Raw genomic sequence first — 23,923 nt, 5'->3', positions numbered from 1 at the left:
ACCTACAGTCCGACAATGGCCGACACTCAACCGATGGCGACGGACGTCCCCTTCGGCCTCTCGCTCTCGACGGACGAACTCGATGCCCACCGCGAGCGGATCACCGAATTCATCGACGAGCGTGTCGAGGCCGCTGGTGCGACCGGCGGCGTGCTCGGGATCTCGGGCGGTATCGACAGCACGCTGACGGCCTATCTGGCGACGGAGGCGCTCGGCACCGACGGACTCCACGGGCTCGTCCTCCCGAGCGAGGTCAACAGCGACGAGAACATGAGCGATGCCGAGCGCGTCGCCGAGGATCTCGGCATCGACTACGACGTGCTCGCCATCGAGCCGATCGTCGAGTCGTTTCTCGACGCCTTTCCCGACAGGGAGGACGACGAGTCGGAACGAACCGCCGTCGGCAACCTCCGGGTGCGCGTCCGGGCGGTCTGTAACTACTTCCTCGCCAACCGGGCGAACCGGCTCGTGCTCGGCACGGGCAATCGCACCGAAGCGCTCGTCGGCTACTTCACGAAATACGGCGACGGCGCGGTCGACTGTCACCCGATCGGCAACCTCTACAAACTGCAGGTGCGCCAGCTCGCCCGCCACGTCGGCGTTCCCGACGATCTCGTCGACAAGACACCCACGGCCGGGATGTGGGTCGGCCAGACCGACGAGAAGGAGCTGGGGATCGGCTACGATACGCTCGACGCGATCCTCGCGCTACGGATCGACGGTCCGCTCTCACGGATGGCGACGGCGCGCGAACTCGGGATCGACGAGGAGACAGTCGAGCACGTCGAGGGGTTGGTCGCCCGCAGCGAACATAAACGTCACACGCCGCCCGCGCCCGCACCGCTCACCCGGTTCGACTAGCGATAATCCGCGAGATCCGCGTCCTCGACGAGCTCGGCGAACGCCGCCGCCTCACGCCGATCCTGTTTTTCCGGTGGCGCGTCGTCACGGAGTCGTTTCTTGATCGCGGCGAGCGCGGCAGGGTCGTGCTCGGCGATCGACGCGACGACCTCGGCAGGATCGTCGACGATCCTGGAGACCAATCCCATTCGCAGCGCTTCTTCGGCATCGATCGTGCGCCCCGAAAGTGCGAGATCACGCGCGTTGCCCGCGCCGACGACGGCTGGCAGCCGGTGCGTGCCGCCCCACGCGCCGAACAGGCCGAGCCTGACGCCCGTCTCGGCGAAGCTCGCCTCGAGGGTTGCGACACGGACGTCACAGGCGAGTGCGAGCTCGACCCCGCCACCTCGGGCCGCCCCGTCGATGCCCGCAATGACCACCGATTCGCTGCGCTCGATGGCGTTTGCGACACGCTGGCCGCTGCGGGCGAACTCGTGGGCATCGTCACTGTCGAGCTTGGCGACCGCGCGCAGATCGGCACCGGCGCAGAACGCCGGGCCGGCACCGCGGAGGTGGACGACCGGTGTGTCGAGCGACTCGATCGCGGCTTCGAGCTCGTCGAGTCCGGCGGGCGAGAGCGCGTTGCGTTTGTGGGGACGATCGAGGGTGACGATCCCGACCGCGCCGTCGATGCTCGTCGTGATCACGAGCGAACGTACGGCCCGTTTCCAAAGGCCTTTGCCCTCCGCGGCCCAACGATTTCTCGATGAAGGAAGCCTCCCACGTCCGGTCTGCAGCACGGGAGGCCGTCCGTGATATCGACCCCGAGCCGTTCAACGAGGTCGTCACGACCGCCCTCGAAACCGGCTCGATGGCACCCGGGGTGCTGGTCGTGCTCTCGGCCCGTGCGCTCGACTCCTCGGTCGCCATCGAAACCGTCGCCGAGCGTGCCGCCGGCACTCAACTCATCTACGAGGGACTCCGACTGACGCGCCGCCTCGCCGCCGAGACCCCTTGGGAAGCCGGTGACGGTGACGACGCCAACGTGGCGGTGCTCGCCGCCGACGCGCTCGTCGCCCGTGGCTTCTACCTGCTCGCACGCACGGAGGCCGCCGGGAGCGCCGTCGAAACGGTGCGTAATTTCGGCCGCGATCGGACCTGCGACCGTGACGAGCGCCGCCTCGAAGCCGACGTGTTCCGCCTCGCCGCCGTCGCCGGTACCACGGTCGTCGACGGCCATCCTTCGGCGTCCTACCGCGAGTTCGTCGCCGATCTCGCCGACGAAGGGGCGACCGAACTCCCCGCCGCCGCGGAGCTTTTCGACACCACGACGCGCGACGCGCTCTCTCGGCGGGCGAGCGCGCCGTTCGAGTCGGCCGACGCCGGTATGCGCACGTCGGCAACCGACTCGTGAACCGAAACGGATAAAGACGGCTCGGCGGTAGGGTGTGATGTCCGCCTGGGTAGCTTAGCGGTAAAGCGCGTCCTTGGTAAGGACGAGACCCCGGGTTCAAATCCCGGCCTAGGCTTACACTGGATTGCTCGTCTTTGGTGACGACATCATCCACTTTCTGTTGGCCAATCGAACTGTCGTTCCACAAGCGACGACCGGTCCGTGGAACGGTAAGGAACCGCCCTGATCGGGGTGTGATTTCTATCGATCATCTCTCCAAAGCGACGGGTGCGAGCGCTGCGATGCCGATTCCGATGGTCGCGAATGCTGTATTGCGGGCCGACACATACGACTGCAAGCCATCCAGCCTCGGCTCTTGCGTCGGATGAGTCATCCCGTTTCCGGATATCGATATATTTTACTGATAGAATGACCATCTCAGGGATATGTATGATCTGACTGGCTTCCAGCGCGACCTGCTGTACGTGGCTGCCAGCGAGGACGAACCGAACGGGCTCGAGCTCAAAGACGAACTCGAAGGCTATTACGAGACGGAGATCCATCACGGACGGCTCTACCCCAACCTCGATACGCTCGTCGAGAAGGGATTGCTCGAAAAGGGCGAGCTCGACAAACGAACGAACTACTATCGGCTGACCCAGCGTGGTCACCGGGAGATCGAGGCCCGCCGCGAGTGGGAAGACCAGTACGTGGCTGTTGACGACTGATCGCTCTCGATTTCCCGGAGCAACTACAATGGACACTGAGCGTGACAGAACGACGGACCCTCCGGCGTGTCCGAACTGTGGATCGAGCGACTCCAGCGAGCGCGAAACCGAGCAGTACGTTCTCGAAGACGGCACCAGGCGACGGATGACGTACTGTACCGCCTGCGTTCGCGAGAAAGCCGATGGGTCGGTCCGCTATACGGTCATCGCCGAGGAGTTCGTTCGGACGAAGCTCGATCGCACGATGAACGACGAGTAGCTGAGCGGATCACGCCGACATCAGTTCCAGGAGAGAAAAATACTACCGAACGGTACGAGCGGTCTCCTCTCGTATCTTCACCTTGTCGCCAGAACCACTTAAAGAACGATCGGGTCCCCCGCCCATCGATCAGGCCGAGGAGCCGATGGTCAGCTCCGGGAGACTCGGATCGCGGTAGGGATTGCGTCCGTAGACCGCCTCGTGGAGGTCCTGCTCGTCGAGTTGGTCGATCAGCGTCCGACGGAGGCGGTTGAGATTCGTCACGTCGAGGTCGTGTTGCTCGCAGAGCGCGGTGAACTGCTCGTCGTCGGTGATCGAGTGGAACTTGTCGTAGAGTTCGGCGAGCCGGTCCGGTGGCTGTTCGGCGATCCACTCGTCGTCGTGGAGGCCGAGATGGTGTTCGCGCTCGCGATCGACCACGTGGCGGATCACGACGAGCGCGACCTTCGGGATGGCGCGCTGGCTGCCGAAGGCGGTGAGATCGAGATCGACCATCGTGCCGATGGTGCGGTCGCGTTGCCACGGCGTCAGCCCGAGGCTCCCACAGAGTGCGTGGGTGAGACGAAGCTTTTCGAGCCGGTGAGCGCGCCGACTGTAGCCTTCCATCGCGGGGTGACGCTCTTCGTGGAGGCGGCGGATGTTGTCGCTGAGATCGCCGTCGGGTGAGTCCGGGCGTCCAATGCGTGTCGCGCTGGGCGTGACCAGCCCCCAGCGGCGGGTGGTTTCGTCGCGCTGGAGATCAGCACGTGAGACGGTACTATCGCCGGGACGGCGACTCAACCGACCGATCTCTTCCCGATCGGACTGGGACGTCGGCCGTGGAGCGGTTCCACCGTTGGGCATGGTTCGGACAGTAGTAGCTGCTGCGAGTTGAAAGATGCGTCCGTGTGGAACGATTCTCGGCCCAGAACACGACGGGGCCTCTCTCGTATCTTCACTTTATCGCCAGAACCACTTAAAGAACGACGTGGATGGCCCGCTGATCGCCACCCATCGCAGTGATACTGCGATAGAAGCATCTGCCTCGTTCGGACCGTGCCTGCTGTGATCGACGATTGTAGTTATATTTATTACGCTGATAGGGGATCAAACAGCACACTCAGCGATGGCTGCTTCCCAACTCTCGACGGCGAACGATCTCCAGCAAACGGACTGCGCATAATTGACAAAAACATGGATGATAAAGCTCATTTCCGATTCCGAATCGTCGAAAACACGCCTCGACTCGTGGTAGCGGACCCATACTACACACTCGTAGCGATCGGCCAGACTGCGGTGGGGATTCTGGCCGGATTCGTCGGTGTGATCGCCGTTCTCGTTGGAAATGGGGTGAATGCGATGGCGCTCGGTGTGGCCGCGATCTGTCTGCTGCTCTATCTCGTTCTGGAACTGACCGTGGTTCGTGCAGAATCGCTCCGCGGGCGACTCTCCCTCCCTGGTGCGGACGTCTCCGAAACGATCTGTCGGCTGCATCACCATTCGTTCCGGCCGGAGGGGACGACGATCGAGGATCGGTTTGGCCTGTCCCGCACGCACCCACCGCGAATGGTCTGGCGATGCAGACGATGTGGCGAGGAGCGGTGGCTCGAACCGGGAATCTCGCCCGACTGACGGGCACGAGAACCGTGTCGGTATCGCCTGATGCTTGCATCCGTCCCGACCCAATCTTCATACCGAATGCGTTGCTGATGCTACCATATGGATGATCGGACGTGTGTGGTGACCGGTTCGTCGCGGGGGATCGGCCGCGGGATCGCCGAATGTTTCGGCAAGCAGGGAGCGAACGTAGTGGTCAACTACCGGCGGTCGGAATCGGCCGCCAACGAGGTCGTCGATCGGATCGAATCGGGCGATGGTCGCGCGATCGCGATCCAGGCGGACGTCACCGATCGGGAGGAAGTGACGGCGATGCAGGAGGCGACCCAGGAGGCGTTCGGCAGGGCGGACGTGGTGGTCAACAACGCGGGGATCAACCAGGACGTCCTCTTTTCGGAGATGAGCCACGAGCAGTGGGATACCGTTCTGGATATCCACCTCGACGGGGCCTTTCACTGTACGCAGGCGTTCTACGACGACATCGCGGCAGCCGACGAGGGCCGCCTGATCAACATTTCGAGCATCGTGGGCAAGGGCGGCAACATGGGCCAGGCCAACTACGCGACGGCGAAAAGCGGGATCTTCGGGTTCACGAAGACGCTGGCGTTGGAGCTGGCGAACGAGGGCTCGACGGCCAACTGCGTCGCACCGGGATTCATCGCCACCAGCATGCTCGATAGCGTTCCTGAGCGGTTGCAAGAGGACATCAGGGAGGACACGCCGCTCGGACGGCTCGGTACGGTCGAGGAAGTCGCCGAGGTCGTTGGCTTTCTCGCGAGCGAGAAATCGTCGTTCATCACCGGCGAGGTGATCGACGTCAACGGCGGCAAGGACCTGTAAGCGGCGAGCGACCGGCGATCTCTCGCGTCGCTCACTCCGAACAGTCGACTGCCCAAAGAACGATGTTTCCCCCAGCTATCATTCGAGCGTATCATGGCCACCGACGGGCCCGACGCCAGTGACCGATATTTGACGAAACGGAACGTTGCGCGATTCTATAAGTGGCTCACGATCTTGGAGTTACGGCTGCTGTAGCGGCCGTTGTCGCCGGAGAGATCGCCCCGACCGTGATTACGGGAACGATACTCGGCTGCTGGCTCCTCGCGACTCTGTTCGTGTTCGCCCACTTCGGCATCAAAAACAGCACGCATGGGATCTAGGAGCGTGTTTTATTGCATTTATCACATGTGGTGGGAATTCACATTCCGGATGATCTTCTCCCTTGTTCACCGCTCGTAATCGCGACGACCACTCGGAGGAGGTGGGGGAGGGGGAAGAGGACTATCCCGGTTTCAGTCGTCGTCTTCGGGGAGAATCCGATCGGGGATCGTTCCGCCGGGGGTCTCGTCGGGGGTCGACGTCTCCCGCAGGACGAACCGCTTGCGGATCACGTCGTAGGCGAAGACGACCGTCCCGAGGATCAACAGCGTATCGCCGGGGAACCGTGCCCAGAACAGCAGTTGGACGAGATCGCCGTTGTAGAAGGCCAGCGAGCGCGCGGCGTCGTAGCCCTGCGTGAACGCGGTTTCGAGCTGGAGGAAGCCGATCGGCAGCAGCGAGATGAGTACCATGATGGCGAGACCGGCGTTCCAGAGCCAGAACGCCCACCGGAGCCGGCGTTCGTTCCACCGGTCGGGATCGACGGTGAGCCGGAGCATGTACACCGCCATCCCGAGCGCGAGGAAGCCGAAGGCCCCGAACATCGCCGCGTGGGCGTGGGCCACCGTCATGTAGGTGCCGTGCTCGTAGTAGTTGATCATCGGGAGGTTGATGAAGAATCCCAGCACGCCCGCGCCGAGGAAGTTCCACGCGCCAGAGGCGATGATGAACATGAAGGGCAGCCGGTAGGCGAACGAGTCGTCGCTCGTCGCGAGCGCGCGATACTGCCCGAGTGCCTCGAAGAGGATGAGGATCAGTGGGATGAGTTCGAGCGTCGAGAAGATCGAGCCGAACGGGATCCAGACGTCGGGGAGGCCGACCCACCAGTAGTGGTGTGAGGCACCGATGACGCCCGAGCCCATCACGAACAGCGCCTGGAGCATGACAGCCTTCTCCGCCGAGCGCTTCTTCAGGAGCCCCATCGAGACGAGCGTGATGCCGATGACGGCGACGATGAAGAACTCGAAGGAGCCCTCGACCCACATGTGGACGACCCACCAGCGCCAGAACTCCGTCATCACCATGTTCGTCTGCGGGGTGTAGAGCACGCCGGCGACGAACAGCAGGCCGATCGAACCGCCGGCGTAGATGATCATGTGGGCGAGCCCGTAGCGCGATTCGCGTTCGAGAATGGGCTTGAACCCGCGATAGAGCAGGATCGTCCAGAGGACGAACCCGAGAAGCAAGCCGAACTGCCAGAGTCGCCCGACCTCGACGTACTCCAGCCCTTCGTTGCCGAGGATCCACCAGAGCGGGTTGTCGGTGCCGATAACGCCCTTGAAGCCGAGCCAGACGCCCACGAACCCGCCGACGACCACGACCACGAGTGCGCCCAGCAGCACGTTGACGAGCGTGCGCTGGTGGTCGGGTTCGTGGCCAGTGAGCAAGCCGGGTAAGAAGAGGCCGGCACCGATCCAGAGCGTGGCGACCCAGAGGATGGCGAGATCGAGGTGATACGTTTTCGAGATGGCGAAGGGCAGCCACTGGAGGATATCGATCCCGAGCAGGTCGCCGAGCCCGAAGAAGCCGTCGCGTTCGACGTAGTAGTGGGCGAGCAGCGCGCCGAAGAGCACCTGTACGACGAACAGCAACGCGGCGATGGGAATGTACCGTGTCGCGGCGCGCTGGCTCGGCAGGAGATCGACCTCGCGCGGATCGGGGATCTCGATGCCGCCGATCTCGGGTTCGGCGAGTTCGATCGAGTGGTAGAGCCAGACGCCGATGCCAGCGCCCGCGATGAGCAGGACCATCGCGACGGCGCTCCAGACCACCGTCGGGCCGGCAGGCACGTTGCCCGCGACGGGGTTGTACGGCCAGTTGTTCGTGTAGGAGTAGTCCGCACCGGGACGATCGGTGTGGGAGACCCACGCGGTCCAGAGCGCGAAGTCGGCGAACCGCCGTGCGTCCTCCGGGTTTTCGATCATCCCGGCGGGCACGCCGCGCTCGCGCGCACCGTTCGCGTAGCGGTCGACGTACTCCTCGCGGATCTGCCGGTGGGCGAACAGTTCGGCGGCGGAGTATTCGACCGGGCCGCCGTCGTAGTCCGTGTCGAGTTCGTTCGTCACTCGACTGTCGATCGCGGCCTGCTGGGCGTCGGGCAGGGAGCGATAGGACTGGCCGCGGCGCTCGTTCGCGTAGTATTCCTGCATATACTGGGTCTTGAGATCGAGCGCATCGGCGGTGAAGTCCACGCCGAAATAGGCTCCGTTGCCGAGGATCGACCCGTGGTTCATCAGGCCGTTCGACTGAAACGTGGCCTTGCCGGCCTGGATCCGCTCGTCGGTGGCGATCGTTTGGCCGTCCGGGCCGACCACCTCCTGTGGAATGGGTGGGGCGTTCTGATACGAGTAGAGCGCGCCAGCGCCCATGACGACGAGGTTGGCCACGAACACCACGACGAGGATCTTCGCGAGCGTCTTTCGGGTGACGTCCATGCTACGCCGATATTTCGACGGCCACTTCAATATGAGCCGGGACGATTCTCACTCGCTGACATCTCCCGAACACGTTCGTCAGCAGCAAGCTCGTGGCATCCGCCAATCGATCCGAAACGGCAGAACTGTCGTCCAGTACGCTTCGTTCCCCTCACCCTCCCTTCCACCTCTATCCGCAGGATCGCACTCAGTCGACGTAGAGCGAATACAGGATGATCGCGAACCCGCCCGCGGTGAACGCGCTCTCGACGAGAAGTGCGTGGCTCTGGTCGACCGGTACGATCTGATCGACGATCCCGGCCACGAACGCGCCGAGCGTGATCACGGCGAAGCCGATCGTGAGTGCGCGAAGGGCGGGTGATTCGGTTCGCCGGTAGGCCTTGTACGCGAAGTACGTTATCAGCCCGCCGAGCGAGAGACTCAACACCTTGAGAACGGTCACTGCGGTCGCGACGAGTGCGCTCATCTCTTTCGTACCTCCGCCCAGAGCTCCGAGAGCTGTTTCTCCGGCGTCTGTTCGGGCTGCTCGATCGTCAGCTCCAGCGATCGGTCCTCTTCGAGATCGATATGTATCGCCTCGAAATCGAGTGCGTACCGTGCTGTGTGTCGACCGCTGGCTCTGACTTCGGTTTGCTCCTCGATCAACGAGGCGTCTGTGAGTCGTTCGAGCTTCCGGTAGGTCGTCGAGAGCGGCACGTCACAGTCCTTCGAGAGCTCCTTGGCGGTCATCGGCTCCTCCATCTGCTTGATGATGGTGCGGCATTCGGGGTCGTCAAGCGCATCGAGGACGACCTGTAACTGTGGATGGTCGGCAGCGAACGGATCACGCGCCATCTTTGCCCCCCATCTGGATATCGCCTCGTGTTCGATCGGTCGAGCGGCCACGGACGGTTTGAACGTACTCATTCGTCGTGGGTAGCGGTGCTCTCACGCCGACGGCTGCTCGCCACCGTCGGTGGACGCGTAGCCATCCCATCTCATGGTCGCTCCGCCGGCGTCGAATCGGGGAGGTTCTCGACGAACTGTTTGATGATCTTCTCCTCGGCGCGGTGGAGCGTTTCGCTGCACGTCGATTTCGCCAGATCGGACTCCGCAGCGAGATCGGTCAGCGAGCAGCGTCGCGGCGTGTCGTAGTAACCCTGCTCGATGGCCGCACGGACGAGTTCGAGCTGCGTGTCGGTGAGGAGCTGTGTCGGCTCGATACGACGATGGATCTCGTTGACGGTGAACGGGATCCCGAACTGTTCGAACTGCGTGCCGAGCTCCGAGAGCCGTCGCTGCGGTGCGGTGACCTCCCAGATGGCTTCACCCTCCTCGATGGTAAACGGCATTTCGAGTGGGACGCCCGAATCCTGGATCGGGAACAGCAACAGCGGCGTCGTCGTCTCGAACTGGATCAGTGCCTCGTCGCTCTGCTGGCGGAGGATGTCGAGTTCGACGACGGCGTCGCTCGCCTCAATATCGGCGAGGATCGAGGAGAGGTTCTCGCTCGTGATCTCGGCGAGGCCGACGCCGGCGTCGTCGCCGGCGAGCGCTGCGAGGATGCGAACGGTCGCCGCCGGATGTGTGCGTGATATCTCCCCGATCCAGACGTGTTCGGGGATCGTGAGCGTGAGATTGGCTCGTGGCATCGTCGACAGTGGAACGTCTGCGGCCCGGAACCCAATCAATGTTCCCGAATATGTTCGTCCACGGGACGACGTGCACGTGAGCGAACATCATCGGCGGAACGGCTATTCCTGTCGATCGGTGAGAACGTCCATGCCAACCGGACCGACGGCGGACGGCACGCGCGAACTCGATGTCCGAACGATCGACGGCGAGCCGTTCGGCGAGATCATGGCGTCGCTCGACGAACTCGACGGCGGCGAGACGCTCGTGCTCGTCAACAGTTTCGAGCCAGAGCCGCTCTACGCCGTTCTCGCACGGCAGGGCTACGCCCACGAGACCGAACGTGCCGGCGAGGACGAGTGGCGCGTGTCGATCACGAAAGCCTGACCGAACACTTTCGGGAAAACGATTTGGGCTCTCCGGGGAGTACGGGCAAGCGTATGTCCGACCGACTCGATCTCCGTGATATCCCAGCCCCGAAACGTCACCCGAAAGTCCACGACGCGTTCGGCAACCTGGAGAGCGGCGAGGCGCTGACGCTGGTCAACGATCACGATCCGAAACCACTGTTCTACGAGATGCAGGCCGAAATTTCCGACTTCGACGCCGAGGGCTACGATGTCGAGGAACGTGGCGAAAACGAGTTCGTCGCGACGCTGCCGAAGAAGTAGCCACTCCGTAGCTACCCGTTTTCAGCATCCACTCGCCGTGACCCCTCACGTCCGATTCAGAGATCCGCCATCCAGATGACGGTGACGACACCGGGGGCCACCTCGATCGTCTCGTACTCGTAGCCACGATCGGTGAGTCTCGGATACAGATGCTGTGGAGCGCGGTCGTTCACCTGCACCAACACGGTTTCGTCGTCCATTTCGACGAGTCGTTCGAGGGTGTTCTGGAGCGGCTGTGGCGGCGGGAGGTCGCGGGCGTCCATCGTCTCCCTCGCCCAGTTCGTCGGCGCTTCGGTATCGGTCACGTACTCGTCCACGGCGGGCATGAGTGAATCGACGGCTCGGATGTTCACGAACAGTTCCCCGAAGATGTTCACACAGCCGTCCGTCAAGTCCGATCGCCTCGGGGTCGTGTTCTCTGCTGCCCCGATACGCCGAACACGTTCGGGGGTTTGCTTTCCTGGTCTGGAGTCCAAGACAGAACATGGCGAGCGTATCCCACAACGATGCCGAACCGATCACCGACCGTCTGCACGACAACTCCTGGTCGGCGAACCTCGAAAAACCGCGTCACGCCGACGACAGGGCACTGGTCGTCGAGCAGGCGCTCGACGCGATCGAACACACGGTCCCGGGCAACCACGTCAACCTCGTTACGCACGGCGATCACGGCCATCCGCAGGAGTACCTCTTCGACGCGCTCGCCGACGAATACGGTGACGAGATCGAGTGGAGCTACGTCGAACAGTGTGGCTGTGGCGGCCACGTCACCCGCGTCCACGTCTGATCGATCCGTTCTGTCGGACACACCGAACGGATACGATGGAGCACTTCCCGACTAGCAGTTCACCGCCCGATGAATGGACCGATGACCAAGAACACCGAAAACGATAGCCGTGATCGTCGGCGTCGCGTTTCACAGCGATCGAGCCGTCACGATCCGTCACGAGAGCGCACCATCGAGCAGCTGCACGTCCATGCAGATCGGATCGAACGGCGGGAGCTCCGGACTGCCCTCACGAAGCTGGAACAGCACGGAACCCTCACCGATACCCAACAGGCCATCGTCGCCGACATGGCGGATGCACTCGTCGACGAGCTGCTGGCTTCGCCGACACAGTCGCTTCGAAACACGTCGTCGGCAGACCACTCCGATGTGCGGACGGCGCTGGAGTGTTCGATCCGAACACGCTATCGGACGAGTGACCGTGCCGAGACGACCTCTGGCGTCGAGACCACAGCGTAGTTTGCTGATCGAGATCATGCGCTGTGGCCTCGCTCGTCGAATTCTTCTTTTGAACCGACCGACACGGCCTGTTCGTCGATGAGAGCAATCACGGCCGCTCCGCTGGCGGGAGTCGTACCTGTTTCGCGATCGGCTCCTCGATCGCGAGTCGCATCGTGATCTCGGTTGCCAGCCGATCGCTCACGTCGAAGCCGATGTTGTCGTAGACGGTTCTGGCACGCTCGTTCTCCGCGGCGACGGTCAGTACGAGCGCACCGTGATCCCTGTCGTCGGCGTGGGCGATGAGCTGTCTGATCAACTCGATACCGAGGCCCCGATTCTGGTAGGCGTGGTGGACGAACACGACGATATGTGGCTCCTCGTCGTCCAGTGGGGCGGCCGCGATATGGCCGATCACGTCGTCGCCGGCGAGCGCAACGAGGTTCCATCCGTTTGACGTGAGGTGATCGAGCCAGTCCTCGATCCCTTCACGCGACTCCGGTGGCAGCCCGAGCGTTCTGCTGTCCGCATCGATCGCCTCGTACATCTGCACCAGCGCGTCCCGGTAGTCCGGCTCGTACGGTCTGACCAGCAGTGCCGTCCCGTCGCCGTCGACGAACCGTGGGCAGCGTGGCGGGCAGTATTTCGTCCCCTCACAGCCGGAGTAGTCCCACCCGTCGCAGGCGACGCCTGCATCCCCGGAGCGATCGGCCATAGTGATACTTGATCACACCAACCGGAATACGCTGTTGCGAACATCTTCGCATCGGCCACCGGTTCCGTTTTCACCCCGTCGAAACGCCCGATGGCCACGAACGGGTTCGGGACAGCAGTTACCGGTTCTCGGATTCGATACACGACCATGCCCGAGTTCCCGTCGCGGTTTTCCAGGGCGGACGATAGCCTCTTCGATCGTTATCACGAGTTCGTTCCCGAAAATCTGCCGGAATCCGGCCCGTTTCTCGACGGCCACGACGTTCTGATCGACGATCGCCACACGGCCTTCCACCGGCTCACGAAGCGGCTATTCGACGAGCGCGGTGTCTACGACATGACGTTCGGCTACAATCTCACACGGCTCAATCTCGACGATCGCCATCCGGCTGCGGGCTATCGCTACGCCGAGGAGGTCGACGACCGCTCGACGCTCCGTGCGGAGTTCACCCCGACGACACCGTTCTGTCCGCAGAGCCACACGCTCACCATCGGCTCGTTTCGCGCGTGGAACGGCCTGAGCGACCGCCACGAGTACGATCGTGTGCGCGTTCGCGTCCATCCGATGCATCAGCAGAGCACGGCCATCAACGACCGCCTCGACGAACTCGACGCACGCTATCGCGACACCGGTCGGATCGACGAAGCGAGCGAGAGTGCAACGGCCGGGTCGAGACGGCAGCCGGGATCGGCCGGCGAGACACAGTCACCGTTCTGAACCAGATGAACATTCGATTCTCAGGCTGTCGTCGGTCTTCGTGGACCCTGAATCGTTCAGGATGCTCGCTGATGGCTATCGCTCGTGATCCCGGACCAACCGAATCGGCTAGTCCTTCTGTGGGGCGAACACGAGTACGGCGACGCTATCCTCGATAGCCGTCGGTGAGATCTCGCGATCGCCGCTGAACCGGAGCAGGTCGCCCGCGGCGAGGCGATGTGATTCGCCGTCGAGGGTGAGATCGAGCTCGCCCGCGACGAGATGGCAGACGACGTTGGTTCCAGGATGGCGGTGGCCAGGTAGTTGCTGCTCGGATCCGAGCGTGAGGCGGATAGTTCGCGGCGTGTCGCGGTCGAAGACGACCGCGTGTGGCGCTCCCTCCAGTTCATCGAGGCATACGCATTCGGGTTCGGTCATGGGTTCGGATGCCGTCATTGGTGCTCGTCTCCGGATCACCGCTCCGTAGCTATTGCGTTCATCCCGAACATGATCGGCGTTGGATCACCGCTCCTCGGGCTGGGAGTCGACGGAACGCGATGCGTGCGTCGCACGTCTCGGAACGAGGATGTCCACGAGTCCCTGAGGGCTGTGATCACGAACGACCAGCAGCATGTTGCCGACGAAGAGAACGAATCCGACGAGTGCGACGACGCCACCGACGGCAAACACGCTATCGGAAAGGGCGAATCGCTCACCGACGACGAGCAGTCCGGTGCCGACGACCAGCGCGACGAGATCGGCGGTAGCGACGCGCGCATCGTAGAGATCGTCGATCATGGGTACCGTCTCGTAGCCGAGCCGGTCGCTGTAGCGATGCACCCAGACGATGAACGGCACCACGTGATAGAGCGTGCCGAGCACCACGAACCCGACGACGCCGAACGCGAGCAGGTGGGGGCTCTCGGTGCCGAACAGCGTCGCCCGGGCGAGTGGATCGTCGACCCACGCCGGCGCTGTCACCAGCGCCCATAGCACCATCGCAACGGCCACGACGGCGTACCGCGACAGCATCGGCGTCCACGGAACCCGTGTCTCGAAGAGCCGTCGGGCGAGGAGTATGCCGACGGCGAAGACGCTCACGACGACGAGCAGCCCACCGATACGGGCGAGCGTTCCGTTCGCCACGAGGCGGCCAGCGGCGAGTGCCAGTACGCCGGTGGGATAGGCGACCTCCTCGAACCGTTTGAGCGGGCGATCGATGCCGTGCAGCGAGGTCTGGGTGAACATCGTTCCCAGCTGGTAGAGCGCGCCGAGCACCGTCGTGAGCACCGCGCCGAAGACCGCGAGCGTCGCGTGCGCCATGAGAACCTGCCCACGCGGGAGCGACGAGCCGAACAGTGGCTTGGTGAAATCGATCGCCAGCAGCACCCCCAGTATCGTCAGCAGGAGAAACGTTCCGAGCGCGAACGCGAAATGGCGCTCGGTCACGTCGAACGGACGAGCGCACAGCAGCGTCCGCCCGACGTTGTAGACGAACAGCCAGAAGCCGACGAGCATGATCGAGCCGAACAGCGGGAGCCAACCGAGATTTCCCGCGAGCAGCGCCGTGACGAACCCGACGAGTCCGGGAGTGAGCAGCCACAGCTGCGCGAGCGCGAGTCGGCGCGAGTGGAGTTCGACGCCCGACCAGACCGGGACGAACTGCGTCATCGCACCCATGATGGTGAGACAGATCCACCCGACGAAGAGCAGATGGAGGTGTGAAAGCCGCGTCATTCCGAATCCGATGTCGAGCGCGTTCACAGCACCGAGTAGACCGCCGAGGAGGAGAAAGCAAAAACCGACGACGAAATGTGCCAGCGGGATCGTCATTGGCGGCTGTCGATCCGTTTCGAGATCGCCCACGATCGCGCTCATGCGTCCGCCTACGACGGCCAGCCCCCTCGCAGTATCCCCGAACGGGTTCGGCAGCGTGCCGCAACCGGATGGATCGGCGTTTTCTGGCCCCGACGACGAACTCGTGCCGACGGTTTTCGTGATCGTCAGCTACGCGGCCAATTTCGATAGTCGTTCGTGAGCGCTGCCCGATCAGGCCGATTTCTCGATGTTCGATCGCACCTGTGTCAGCGCTTCGTCGCCCCGTTCGTCGATCTCGGCCACACGCTCCTCGATCGCTGCGACGACGGTCGGATCTTCGATCAGTCCGAGATTGGATCGGACGGTGAACACTGCCGCTTTCAGCGCCGCGTGAGCGAGAAACGCGCCGGTTCCGGCGTCGGCCAGCGCATTTTGATTTCCTTTCGCCGTCACAATTTTGGAATGATCGAGCACGTCGAGACAGGCCTCGGCGATGTCGAGCGGTACGTCGGCAGCGCGGCGCGATCGCTCGTCGATCAATTCGGCGCGCTCCTCGTCGGTCGAGGCTGCGAACGCGGCCTGCAGCTCGTCGACGGCGGCCGAGTCCTCGTCCGCGAGCTCCAGCAGGCGTTCCCGGCGCGTTTCGAGTTCAGTACGGACGGTCGAGAGCTCTGACTCCACGTCGCCGTCGTCTTTCTCGATCGTATGGATACACACCATCTCGCAGAGCGCTGCGCCGCACGCACCGCCGACGGCAGCGACCGCACCGCCGCTCGGCGTGACTGCGCGTGCTGCGACGTCGTCGAGGAATTCGGCGATCGTTTGCTCGGCGAAGGCCATGCTCGATCGATCGTGATGGGCTGTCAAATATCTGTTCCGCTCGCCGATCCCGCTATCGGCGAAATTTGGAAAATAGCTATGGATAGCGCTCCTATTAGTCCAACTAAATCTCGAAATTCGTCGAGAAAACATCGAGAGGCGTTTCGGGACGATGCACTGACGAAGACGGCCACCGGCGAGTGCGTTCAGCACAACGTATATCAGCACCGTGCCGCCAGTTGTCGAGTGATGGTCGAGACCGACGGGCGACGAACGCGATCGTGGGCGACGCTCGGCGCTGCGGCAGGGAGCGCGGTTGGTCTGGAACTCCTTGCGCGCCGACTGTTGCGGCGATACGGTGAGGGATTGAACAGCATGCCGACGGTCGTTCTGGAGGAGTTCCCGGAGATCGACCGGTCACTCCTCGAAAAACTCTCCAGTTTCGATGCGGAACTCGGCTGGTGTCCCCAGCCCGAGCGGACGAAACAGAAGGATACCGGCGATCACCTCCCCGGCGAGGAGGTCCGCACCGTCGTCGAGTATTCGACCGACGAGTACGGCAGTCGGGTCTGTCCGGCTGCCGACCGCGACGACGATGCCGATCTCTCTATCTCGACCTACGGCGACTCCTACTGTTTCTGTCGGGAGGTCGACGACGACGAGACCTTTCAGCACCACCTCGCCGAAACGCTCGACACGCACGTCGGCAACTACGGCGGCGGCAACTACGGGCTCGATCAGGCGCTGATGCGGCTGCAACGCCAGTACCCCGAGGATCCGACCGACTACGTGATCGTCCTCGTCACGGCGTCGTCGATCGCCCGGATCCTGAGCGTCTGGAAACACTACCAGGAGTTCGGCAACGTGCTCGCGGTGAAGCCGCGCTACAGACTCGACGACGGCTCGCTGGAGCGCGTCGAAACGCCGATCACCGAAAAAGAAGATCTGCTCGATCTCGAAGCCCACGCCGAGTTCCTCCGTTCGCACGACTACCACTACGACCACTGGTTCAAACCGCATCTCGCGCGCTTCCCCTACGCGACCGACCTGCTCTCCCCACCGGAACAGCTCCGCTATCTCGCCGCCGCTGGCCTAGAGGACGTCGAAGGGCGATTCGGCGTCTCGCTGCCCGGCATCGACACCGCCCGCGCGAAGACGCGCTCGGGGGTCAGGCTCGAACAGCCACGGGTTCGCTACCACGAGGAATTGTACGACCAGAAAGCCGATCTATTTGAAGCGATCGTCGGCGAGTTCGTCGACTACGCCGATCAGGAGGAGTTTACCCCGGTGTTCGCGATGGCCGGTCAGCTGCGCTATGCGGCCTACGAGGCGACGCATGGCCCCATCTACGGCGATCTGCTCGATCGGCTCGACGAGCGCTACCCGACCCTGGAGACCATCGACATCCCGCGCCACTTCGAGGAGGCCGACGATCCGGAAGCCGTCGAGTCGCTCTACGTCCAGCGTGGCGAGGGCGGCCACTACAGCTCGGCGACCAACGAGCGCATCGCCGATCTGCTCGTCGAGGAACTGTTCGACTGAACGAGAGGGCGATCGGAGAAGGGAGTGGGGAAGTTCGCAGCGCGCCGAGCCGTCAGTTTTCGAGCGCCTCGCCAGCGTTGTCCCGCGGTCGGTAGCCGAGCGCGCGCTGGGTTTCGGTCAGCGAGAGAGAGCGCTCGTCGTTTCGGGAGACACCGTGGGCAGCGACCGGACTCTCGGCGAGATCGGCCGTGGCTGCCCGTTCCAAGAAGTTGCGACAGTCCCGATGGCTGAGCCACATCGCGCGCGCGAAGCGGGCGTACGCCTCGGGATACTCGTGATCGGGGTTCTCCTGAGTATCCACGAGTTCCTCGCGATCCATCAGCCAGCCGATGCGCGCGTGGACCACCTCGATGTCGTGGCGGGCGGCGTAGTAGTTGCCGATGGCCTCGCCGGCGACTTTCGTGATCCCGTAGTAGGAATCGGGCCGTGCGTCGGTGTCGGAAAAGACCGGCGGCGCGTCCGGCCGCATCGTCTCGGGTTCGCTCGGATCGACGACGTCGTCCATGTTGACCGCGTGGTTCGAACTCGCGTAGACCACACGGTCGAGTCCGTTGTCGATGGCAGCCTCGTAGGCGTTGTAGACGCCGTCGATGTTGACCTCGCGCACGTCGTCCCAGTCGGCGTACGCCGAGGCGTTGCCCGCGAGATGGACGAGCACGTCCTGGCCGGCGAGCGCCTCGGTGAACGCCTCGCGATCGGTCACGTCGCAGACGATCCCGTCGATGTCGTTCTCGTCGCCGTGGACGAGCGGCGTCACGTCGTGGTCGTCGAAGCCCTTCAACAGAGTTCGTCCGACGTTGCCCGCCGCACCGGTGATGGCGATCCGTGTCATCGCCCGTTCGTAATCGGGGTCGGCACATAGCTTTTGATCAGGAACGTGCGCGCCCGTAGCGGTGCACCCAGTCCGTCCTCCCCATTGCCGTCGTCGGTTCCGTCCGAGCGCGCCGAAATGAGAGATAGGGTTTTCATCCCGGGCGTTCTACGGCTGGCCATGAGATGTGTTATCGTTGGCTACGGGCGTGTCGGTACCCGAACGGCCGACCTCCTCGCTACGGAGGGCCACGAGGTGGTCGTCGTCGAGAACGACCCGGCGAAGGCCGAGAGCGCCCGCGAGAGCCGGTTCACGGTCGTCGAGGGCGACGGTGCCGCGACGGCGGTGTTGGCCGAGGCCGACCTCGACGCGGCCGATGCCGTCGGCGGGCTCACCGGCGATCCCGAGACCAACTTCGCGGTCTGTGCCGTCGCCAACGACCACGGCTGTCGGACGGTGTTGCGCATCAGTGAGGAGTTCTCGGCGGCGGTCTACCGCGAGTACAGCGAGGGCGTCGACGAGATCATCTACCCCGAACAGCTCGGCGCGGCCGGGGCGAAGACAGCCCTGCTCGGCGGAGATTTCAGCGTGCTCGCGGATATCACCGAGCGACTCTCGGCGGCCTCGCTCACCGTTCCCGAGGGTTCGCCAGTCGTCGGCGAGCGCGTCGTCGCCCTCGACGTGCCCGATGCGGCGCGGATCTACGCCCACGGACGGGCCGGCGAGTCGCTGACGATCCCGCTTCCGCGGACGGCGATCGAACCGGGCGACCGTCTCGCGCTCATCGCCGATCCCGACGCGGTGGCGAGCGTTCGCGCGACCGTTCACGGCACCGATGCGTCGCTCTCGGACGATGCAACGAAAGGGGAGGGGAGGGCCGCCGAGGCGGGGACCACGGGGCGCGCGAGTGGGGAGGATGGGGAGTGAACCGGTGGCGCGCCCATTCGGGACAATAGCCGGGTGATACTTAACTCCGCGTCAGACGACCGCACGACGCACCCCTCAGCGGTCGTAGTCGTCGAGGCGCGTGCGCGAGGAGTCGCCGGTGAGTTCGTCGAAATCCGTCCCCGATTCGAGTGCGGTCTCCTTTTTCACGCGGTAGTTGCCGCCGTCGGTGGTGTAGCACTCGCTCGGATGGAAGAAATACCAGTCCTCGCGGTCGAAGCGCACGCCGATGCGGGGTTTCGCGCCGAAGTTCTGGGAGAAGAAGACGAGCGCCTCGACCTCCTCACCAGTGAGGTAGATCGGATCGCCCGACGAGGATTTCGCCTCGATGGCGTAGAACACCTCGCCGTTGCCGGCGAGCGCGTCCGGCAGTTCGCGCTCGGTGGCGCTGCCGCTCGCGGGTGCGCGCATCACCGCAAAGCCCGCCGCGTCGAGGCGGTTGACGAGCTCGCGCTCGCGCCGGTCGCCCTTGGCGTGTGACATCGCTACGTTCCGTGATCCCAGCTACCCATGTACTCGGTCTGCGTCTCGGTGAGTTCGTCGATGGCGAGCCCTTCGGCGTCGAGTTTGATCTCTGCGACCTCCCTATCGAGCGCGTCGGGCACCTCGTGGACGCCGGGTTCGTACTCTCCTTCGGTGAACGCTCGCACGCAGACGGCCTGTACGCCGAAGGACTGGTCCATCACCTCGACCGGGTGGCCGAGCGCGATGGGGGCGGCGAGGTTGACGAGTCGGCCCTCCGCGAGCACGTTCAGGCGAGTGCCGTCGGCGAGTTCGTACTCGCGCACGCCGGGGCGGGCCTCACGGGTCGACTCGGCCAGCTCCGAGAGCGCCTCCAGGTCGATCTCGATGTCGAAGTGGCCGGCGTTCGCCAGCAGCGCGCCGTCTTTCATCCGCTCGAAGTGCTCTTCGGTGAGCACGTCCCGGTTGCCGGTGGTGGTGATGAAGACGTCGCCCTCGGCGGCGGCCTCGGCCATCGGGAGCACCTCGTAGCCTTCCATGTGGGCTTCGAGCGCCCGCCGGGGGTCGACCTCACAGACGACGACGTTCGCGTTCTGACCGGCTGCCTTCTTCGCCACGCCGCGGCCACAGAAGCCGTAGCCGGCGACGACGACGGTCTTCCCCGCCCACGAGAGGTTCGTCGTCATGGCGATCGCCGCGAGCGAGGATTCACCTGTGCCGTGAACGTTGTCGAACAGCCGTTTCATCGGCGTGTCGTTGACCGCGAAGACGGGGTAGTCGAGCGCGTCATCGTCGTCCATCGCGCGCAGGCGGTGGACCCCCGTGGTGGTTTCCTCGCAGCCACCGAGAATCGAATCGATCAGTTCGGGGTGGTCGTCGTGGATCGCTGCGACCATGTCCATCCCGTCGTCGACGGTGATGGTCGGCTCGTGGGAAATGACCGCCTCGATGGCGTCGTAGTAGCCCTCGTCGTCGACGTCGCGTTCGGCGTAGGAAGTGATTCCCTCCTGGGCGTCGAGCGCCGCACTCACGTCGTCGTGCGTCGAGAGTGGGTTGCAGCCCGTGATGGCGACCTCTGCGCCGGCGGCCGCGATCGTTTCGGTGAGGACTGCGGTGGTCGCCTCGACGTGCATCGCCATTCCGACTCGCTGGCCGTCGAGCGGCTGTGTCTCTTCGAACTCATCGCGCAGCGCGGCACAGATCGGCATGTGCTGGCGCGCCCAGTCGATCTTCTGGCGGCCCGACTCGCGTGCGCTCGTGGGATCGTCGAGACGCTCGGTGATCGGTTCGGTGGTCATGTCCGAGGAACGGCCAGCGCGCTCAAAACGCTACCGAAGACGATGGCAGCCGGCGGCCTGTCGGCAGGACTTTAGCCACCCGGACGTTCTCATCCGACGACAGCAACGATGGACGACACAGCCGACCCGACCGATTTCCCCGTTCCACGCCGTCGATTCCTGGGGCTCGCCGGTGCCGCCACCGTCCCGCTCGCCACGAGCGGCCGTGCGCGCGCGACGCCTCAGCCACAGCAGTCCCCGCCCGTCCCGCGCGGGCCGGCGATCGGCCTCGACACCGTCGCCGGCGGCTTCGAGCAACCGATCGACTTCGCTCCCGAACCGGGCGGCGATCGGCGATTCGTCCTCGAACGTACCGGTCAGATGTATACGGTCGAGTCGAACGCGCAGGGAAACCCGTTCATCGACATCAGCGACCGCACGACGCCCGTCGAGGGTGAACAGGGGCTGCTCGGACTCGCCTTCCACCCGAACTTCCAGAAGAACGGGACGTTCTACCTGCGATACAGCGCCCCGCCGACCGACGCCACGCCGGAACCCTACTCACACACGGCGGTGCTGTCGGAGTTTCAGGCCACCGACGACCTGAGCGGCGGCCGCCCCGGCACCGAGCGCCGGCTGCTCGAAGTGCCCGAACCCCAGAGCAACCACAACGCCGGTGCGGTCACGTTCGGTCCCGACGGCTATCTCTACGTCTCCTTCGGCGACGGCGGCGCGGCCCACGATGCCGGCACCGGCCACGTTCAGGACTGGTACGGCGCGCTCGACGGCGGCAACGGGCAGGACGTGACGGAGAACTTTCTCGGCAGTATGCTCCGCATCGACGTCGATAACCGAACGGGCGACAAACCCTACGGCATTCCCGACGACAACCCGCTCGTCGGCGAAGAAGGTCTGGACGAACACTTCGCGTGGGGGCTACGCAACCCGTGGCGGATGGGATTTTCCGACGGCGATCTCTACGTAGCCGACGTCGGCCAGGACCGCTACGAGGAGGTCAACGTCGTCGAGAAGGGGAAGAACTACGGTTGGAACGTCCGCGAGGGCACCCACTGTTTCAGACCGAACGGCAACATCGATTCCTGTCCGACCGAGACGCCGGGGGACGTCCGCGGCGGCGAGCGGCTCGTCGGCCCCATCATCGAGTATCCACACACGCGCGACGACGAACCGATCGGCAGCTCGGTCATCGGTGGCTACATCTCGGAAGGCGGCGTCGACGCGCTCGACGGCCAGTACGTCTTCGGTGATTACAGCATTCGCGCCGGCAAGCCCCAGGGGTCGCTGTTCGTCGCCGATCCGAGCCAGGACGGGCTGCGGTCGTTCGAGAAGCTCCGCATCGCCGGGGCGAACAACGGTGAACTGAACGCCCATCTCATCGCCATCGGTCGCGACGGTGACGGCGAGCTCTACGCGCTGACTGCAGGCGGCGATCTCGGCGGCGGCGTCCACCGGCTCGTTCCCGCGGCGAACGCCAGGAACGGGGCCGCGACGACGGGTGGGGGGAATCGAACGAATGCAACGGGAACGAGCAGTACGGACGGGCCGGGATTCGGCGTACTCGCGGCGCTCGCGGGACTGGCGGCCGTCGGCGTACGAGTGCTCGATCGGTAATCAGCGCGCGCGCTCGACCGCGGCTGTCGCGCGTTCTGCGGCCTCTTCTCGTACCTCCTCGGCGTCGAGCGTGAGCACCTCGCGGTCGCGCATCAGCACGTCACCGTCACAGACGGTGTGGCGCACGTCCGCACCCGAGGCCGCGTAGGCGAGGTGGCTGACGAGATCGTGCTGGGGCGTCAGATGTGCGCTGTCGAGGTCGAGCACGGCGATGTCGGCCTTTTTCCCTTCGGCGAGTCGCCCGCTGTCGAAGCCGAGCACGTCGGCGCTGCCCGCCGTCGCCATCCCGACTGCCGTGGCCGCATCGACAGCGCTCGCGTCGTCGGCCGCGAGCTTGCCGACCATCGCCGCGTCGCGCAGCTCGTCGAACACGTCGAGATCGTTGTTCGAGGCCGCGCCGTCGGTACCGATCCCGACCGTGACGCCTGCATCGAGCAGCTTCTGGACGGGCGCGATGCCGCTCGCGAGCTTCATGTTTGAGGCCGGACAGTGGACGACGCCCGTCCCGGCCTCGGCGAGCAGGTCGATCTCAGTCGCGTCGAGGTGGGTGCCGTGGGCGATGAAGTCGGTCTCTCCGAGCAGCCCGTGTGCGGCGGCGTATTCGAGCGGGCGCTCGCCGTGTTCGTCGACGATGGGTGTAACTTCATCGCGCGTCTCGTTCGCGTGGATGTGGATCGGGACGTCCGCGTCGCGGGCTTTCGGGACGAACTCGTCGAGCTCCGCCCCGTCGACGGTCGTGAGGCTGTGGGGCATGAACGCCGTCGACACTCGACCACTTGCCGCGCCGTCCTGCTCGCGCGCGACCGTGAGCCCCTCTTCGAAGTCCACGCTGGCTTCGTCACTGTCCTTCCCGACGGTGACGACGCCGTGGCCGACGCGTGCGCGCAGGCCAGCCTGCTCGACGGCATCGACGACCGCTGGCACGTCGAAGTACATGTCACAGAGCGCCGTCGTGCCCGCCTCGATGCTTTCGAGCGCGCCGAGCGCGGCTCCCGCGCGGACGTCGTCGGGTTCGAGCACACCCTCGATCGGCCAGACGTCCTCGCGCAGCCAGCTGTCGAGCGGCTTGTCGTCGGCGTAGCCACGCAGCAGCGCCATCGCGAGATGAGTGTGAGCGTTGACGAGGCCCGGCATCACGAGCCCGCCGGTCGCGTCGAGCGTCTCGTCGCCAGCAGGGACGTCGCCGACGGCCAGGATTTCGCCCGCCTCTCGATCGACGAGCACGTCGCCGTGCTCGACGGTCATATCCGATCTGAGAACCTGCCCGCCGGTGGTTTCGAGCGTCGTCAT

General features: G+C 64.5%; 29 protein-coding genes and 1 tRNA gene. 15 read left to right on the top strand and 15 right to left on the bottom strand.

Annotated features, from left to right (window positions below):
* The first annotated feature begins 15 nt into the window (after positions 1–15).
* A complete protein-coding gene (locus tag NO363_RS11900) occupies positions 16–861 on the top strand; it encodes an NAD+ synthase (protein WP_256685361.1) in 846 nt (281 codons plus the stop codon).
* On the opposite strand, the gene NO363_RS11895 is transcribed toward NO363_RS11900, so the two are convergent.
* Positions 858–1,547 (bottom strand): enoyl-CoA hydratase/isomerase family protein, encoded by a 690-nt coding sequence (locus NO363_RS11895; RefSeq protein ID WP_256685359.1) that lies wholly within the window; start codon positions 1,545–1,547, stop codon positions 858–860. The two genes, NO363_RS11900 and NO363_RS11895, sit on opposite strands and share 4 nt — an antisense overlap.
* Positions 1,548–1,606: 59 nt before the next feature.
* Here NO363_RS11895 and NO363_RS11890 point away from each other — a divergent pair, with 59 nt between their 5' ends.
* The 4 genes from NO363_RS11890 (at position 1,607) to NO363_RS11875 (ending at position 3,220) form a co-directional block, all read left to right on the top strand.
* The gene (locus NO363_RS11890) at positions 1,607–2,254 is read left to right on the top strand and encodes a DUF7114 family protein (RefSeq protein WP_256685358.1); all 648 of its coding nucleotides are present in this window, start codon (positions 1,607–1,609) and stop codon (positions 2,252–2,254) included.
* Positions 2,255–2,297: 43 nt separating this feature from the next.
* Positions 2,298–2,369 (top strand) — tRNA-Thr (locus NO363_RS11885).
* Between the two features lie 310 nt (positions 2,370–2,679).
* Positions 2,680–2,961: a helix-turn-helix transcriptional regulator gene (locus NO363_RS11880; RefSeq protein ID WP_256685357.1), complete on the top strand. Its 282-nt coding sequence runs from the start codon at positions 2,680–2,682 to the stop codon at positions 2,959–2,961.
* Positions 2,962–2,989: 28 nt separating this feature from the next.
* A complete protein-coding gene (locus NO363_RS11875) occupies positions 2,990–3,220 on the top strand; it encodes a hypothetical protein (protein WP_256685356.1) in 231 nt (76 codons plus the stop codon).
* A gap of 129 nt (positions 3,221–3,349) precedes the next feature.
* On the opposite strand, the gene NO363_RS11870 is transcribed toward NO363_RS11875, so the two are convergent.
* Complete coding sequence (locus NO363_RS11870; RefSeq protein ID WP_256685355.1) at positions 3,350–4,063, bottom strand: DNA-directed RNA polymerase subunit epsilon; 714 nt, start codon at positions 4,061–4,063, stop codon at positions 3,350–3,352.
* Between the two features lie 495 nt (positions 4,064–4,558).
* Between NO363_RS11870 and NO363_RS11865 the strand changes: the two genes are divergently transcribed.
* Both NO363_RS11865 and NO363_RS11860 read left to right on the top strand, forming a co-directional pair.
* Positions 4,559–4,831 carry a hypothetical protein gene (locus NO363_RS11865; protein ID WP_256685354.1) on the top strand — a complete coding sequence of 91 codons (273 nt, stop codon included), beginning with the start codon at positions 4,559–4,561 and terminating at the stop codon, positions 4,829–4,831.
* 87 nt (positions 4,832–4,918) lie between these two features.
* Positions 4,919–5,656 (top strand): beta-ketoacyl-ACP reductase, encoded by a 738-nt coding sequence (locus NO363_RS11860; RefSeq protein WP_256685353.1) that lies wholly within the window; start codon positions 4,919–4,921, stop codon positions 5,654–5,656.
* 452 nt (positions 5,657–6,108) lie between these two features.
* Here the strand turns inward: NO363_RS11860 and NO363_RS11855 are convergent, their stop codons facing one another.
* The 4 genes from NO363_RS11855 to NO363_RS11840 all read right to left on the bottom strand — a co-directional run bounded on the left by NO363_RS11855 (position 6,109) and on the right by NO363_RS11840 (position 10,040).
* Positions 6,109–8,409: a nitric-oxide reductase large subunit gene (locus NO363_RS11855; protein WP_256685352.1), complete on the bottom strand. Its 2,301-nt coding sequence runs from the start codon at positions 8,407–8,409 to the stop codon at positions 6,109–6,111.
* 187 nt (positions 8,410–8,596) lie between these two features.
* On the bottom strand, positions 8,597–8,875 hold the full coding sequence (locus tag NO363_RS11850; protein WP_004054559.1) for a DUF7521 family protein: 279 nt from the start codon (positions 8,873–8,875) through the stop codon (positions 8,597–8,599).
* Complete coding sequence (locus NO363_RS11845; protein ID WP_256685351.1) at positions 8,872–9,243, bottom strand: winged helix-turn-helix domain-containing protein; 372 nt, start codon at positions 9,241–9,243, stop codon at positions 8,872–8,874. Before NO363_RS11845 ends, NO363_RS11850 begins: the two co-directional genes overlap by 4 nt.
* A gap of 143 nt (positions 9,244–9,386) precedes the next feature.
* Positions 9,387–10,040, bottom strand: a complete 654-nt coding sequence (locus NO363_RS11840; RefSeq protein ID WP_256685349.1) for a helix-turn-helix domain-containing protein — start codon at positions 10,038–10,040, stop codon at positions 9,387–9,389.
* Positions 10,041–10,170: 130 nt separating this feature from the next.
* Between NO363_RS11840 and NO363_RS11835 the strand changes: the two genes are divergently transcribed.
* Both NO363_RS11835 and NO363_RS11830 read left to right on the top strand, forming a co-directional pair.
* On the top strand, positions 10,171–10,407 hold the full coding sequence (locus NO363_RS11835) for a DUF2249 domain-containing protein (protein ID WP_256685347.1): 237 nt from the start codon (positions 10,171–10,173) through the stop codon (positions 10,405–10,407).
* Positions 10,408–10,460: 53 nt separating this feature from the next.
* Positions 10,461–10,691, top strand: a complete 231-nt coding sequence (locus NO363_RS11830; protein ID WP_256685345.1) for a DUF2249 domain-containing protein — start codon at positions 10,461–10,463, stop codon at positions 10,689–10,691.
* 56 nt (positions 10,692–10,747) lie between these two features.
* On the opposite strand, the gene NO363_RS11825 is transcribed toward NO363_RS11830, so the two are convergent.
* Positions 10,748–11,068 (bottom strand): DUF2249 domain-containing protein, encoded by a 321-nt coding sequence (locus NO363_RS11825; RefSeq protein WP_306169486.1) that lies wholly within the window; start codon positions 11,066–11,068, stop codon positions 10,748–10,750.
* A gap of 107 nt (positions 11,069–11,175) precedes the next feature.
* On the opposite strand from NO363_RS11825, the gene NO363_RS11820 reads away from it, so the two are divergent.
* A complete protein-coding gene (locus NO363_RS11820; RefSeq protein ID WP_256685343.1) occupies positions 11,176–11,478 on the top strand; it encodes a CGCGG family putative rSAM-modified RiPP protein in 303 nt (100 codons plus the stop codon).
* Positions 11,479–11,547: 69 nt separating this feature from the next.
* The gene (locus NO363_RS11815) at positions 11,548–11,937 is read left to right on the top strand and encodes a glutamyl-tRNA reductase (RefSeq protein WP_306169485.1); all 390 of its coding nucleotides are present in this window, start codon (positions 11,548–11,550) and stop codon (positions 11,935–11,937) included.
* A gap of 88 nt (positions 11,938–12,025) precedes the next feature.
* Here the strand turns inward: NO363_RS11815 and NO363_RS11810 are convergent, their stop codons facing one another.
* A complete protein-coding gene (locus NO363_RS11810; RefSeq protein WP_256685339.1) occupies positions 12,026–12,631 on the bottom strand; it encodes a GNAT family N-acetyltransferase in 606 nt (201 codons plus the stop codon).
* Positions 12,632–12,778: 147 nt separating this feature from the next.
* Between NO363_RS11810 and NO363_RS11805 the strand changes: the two genes are divergently transcribed.
* Positions 12,779–13,348: a DUF7998 family protein gene (locus NO363_RS11805; RefSeq protein WP_256685337.1), complete on the top strand. Its 570-nt coding sequence runs from the start codon at positions 12,779–12,781 to the stop codon at positions 13,346–13,348.
* 108 nt (positions 13,349–13,456) lie between these two features.
* Here NO363_RS11805 and NO363_RS11800 read toward each other — a convergent pair whose 3' ends face one another.
* From NO363_RS11800 to NO363_RS11790, 3 genes are all read right to left on the bottom strand, one after another.
* Entirely contained in the window at positions 13,457–13,783 is a 327-nt protein-coding gene (locus NO363_RS11800) for a cupin domain-containing protein (RefSeq protein WP_256685335.1), read from the bottom strand.
* A 66-nt stretch (positions 13,784–13,849) separates the two neighbouring features.
* Positions 13,850–15,205 (bottom strand): hypothetical protein, encoded by a 1,356-nt coding sequence (locus tag NO363_RS11795; protein ID WP_256685333.1) that lies wholly within the window; start codon positions 15,203–15,205, stop codon positions 13,850–13,852.
* A gap of 171 nt (positions 15,206–15,376) precedes the next feature.
* Positions 15,377–15,985, bottom strand: coding sequence for a cyclodeaminase/cyclohydrolase family protein (locus NO363_RS11790; protein WP_256685330.1), 609 nt, complete (start codon positions 15,983–15,985; stop codon positions 15,377–15,379).
* A gap of 228 nt (positions 15,986–16,213) precedes the next feature.
* On the opposite strand from NO363_RS11790, the gene NO363_RS11785 reads away from it, so the two are divergent.
* Positions 16,214–17,506 carry a hypothetical protein gene (locus NO363_RS11785; protein ID WP_256685328.1) on the top strand — a complete coding sequence of 431 codons (1,293 nt, stop codon included), beginning with the start codon at positions 16,214–16,216 and terminating at the stop codon, positions 17,504–17,506.
* Positions 17,507–17,558: 52 nt separating this feature from the next.
* Here the strand turns inward: NO363_RS11785 and NO363_RS11780 are convergent, their stop codons facing one another.
* Positions 17,559–18,338 (bottom strand): NAD-dependent epimerase/dehydratase family protein, encoded by a 780-nt coding sequence (locus tag NO363_RS11780; RefSeq protein ID WP_256685327.1) that lies wholly within the window; start codon positions 18,336–18,338, stop codon positions 17,559–17,561.
* Between the two features lie 159 nt (positions 18,339–18,497).
* On the opposite strand from NO363_RS11780, the gene NO363_RS11775 reads away from it, so the two are divergent.
* Complete coding sequence (locus tag NO363_RS11775; RefSeq protein WP_256685326.1) at positions 18,498–19,244, top strand: potassium channel family protein; 747 nt, start codon at positions 18,498–18,500, stop codon at positions 19,242–19,244.
* A 75-nt stretch (positions 19,245–19,319) separates the two neighbouring features.
* Here NO363_RS11775 and hjc read toward each other — a convergent pair whose 3' ends face one another.
* Positions 19,320–19,745: a Holliday junction resolvase Hjc gene (hjc, locus tag NO363_RS11770; RefSeq protein ID WP_256685325.1), complete on the bottom strand. Its 426-nt coding sequence runs from the start codon at positions 19,743–19,745 to the stop codon at positions 19,320–19,322.
* Between the two features lie 2 nt (positions 19,746–19,747).
* Positions 19,748–21,022: an adenosylhomocysteinase gene (locus NO363_RS11765; protein ID WP_256685324.1), complete on the bottom strand. Its 1,275-nt coding sequence runs from the start codon at positions 21,020–21,022 to the stop codon at positions 19,748–19,750.
* A gap of 108 nt (positions 21,023–21,130) precedes the next feature.
* Between NO363_RS11765 and NO363_RS11760 the strand changes: the two genes are divergently transcribed.
* Positions 21,131–22,633: a PQQ-dependent sugar dehydrogenase gene (locus NO363_RS11760; protein WP_256685323.1), complete on the top strand. Its 1,503-nt coding sequence runs from the start codon at positions 21,131–21,133 to the stop codon at positions 22,631–22,633.
* On the opposite strand, the gene NO363_RS11755 is transcribed toward NO363_RS11760, so the two are convergent.
* Positions 22,634–23,923 (bottom strand): amidohydrolase, encoded by a 1,290-nt coding sequence (locus NO363_RS11755; RefSeq protein ID WP_256685322.1) that lies wholly within the window; start codon positions 23,921–23,923, stop codon positions 22,634–22,636.

Source organism: Halococcus qingdaonensis (assembly GCF_024508235.1).
GTDB classification, from domain to species: domain Archaea; phylum Halobacteriota; class Halobacteria; order Halobacteriales; family Halococcaceae; genus Halococcus; species Halococcus qingdaonensis.
Note: the sequence above shows the minus strand (reverse complement) of the source record. Positions and strands in the feature narration are given on the sequence as shown.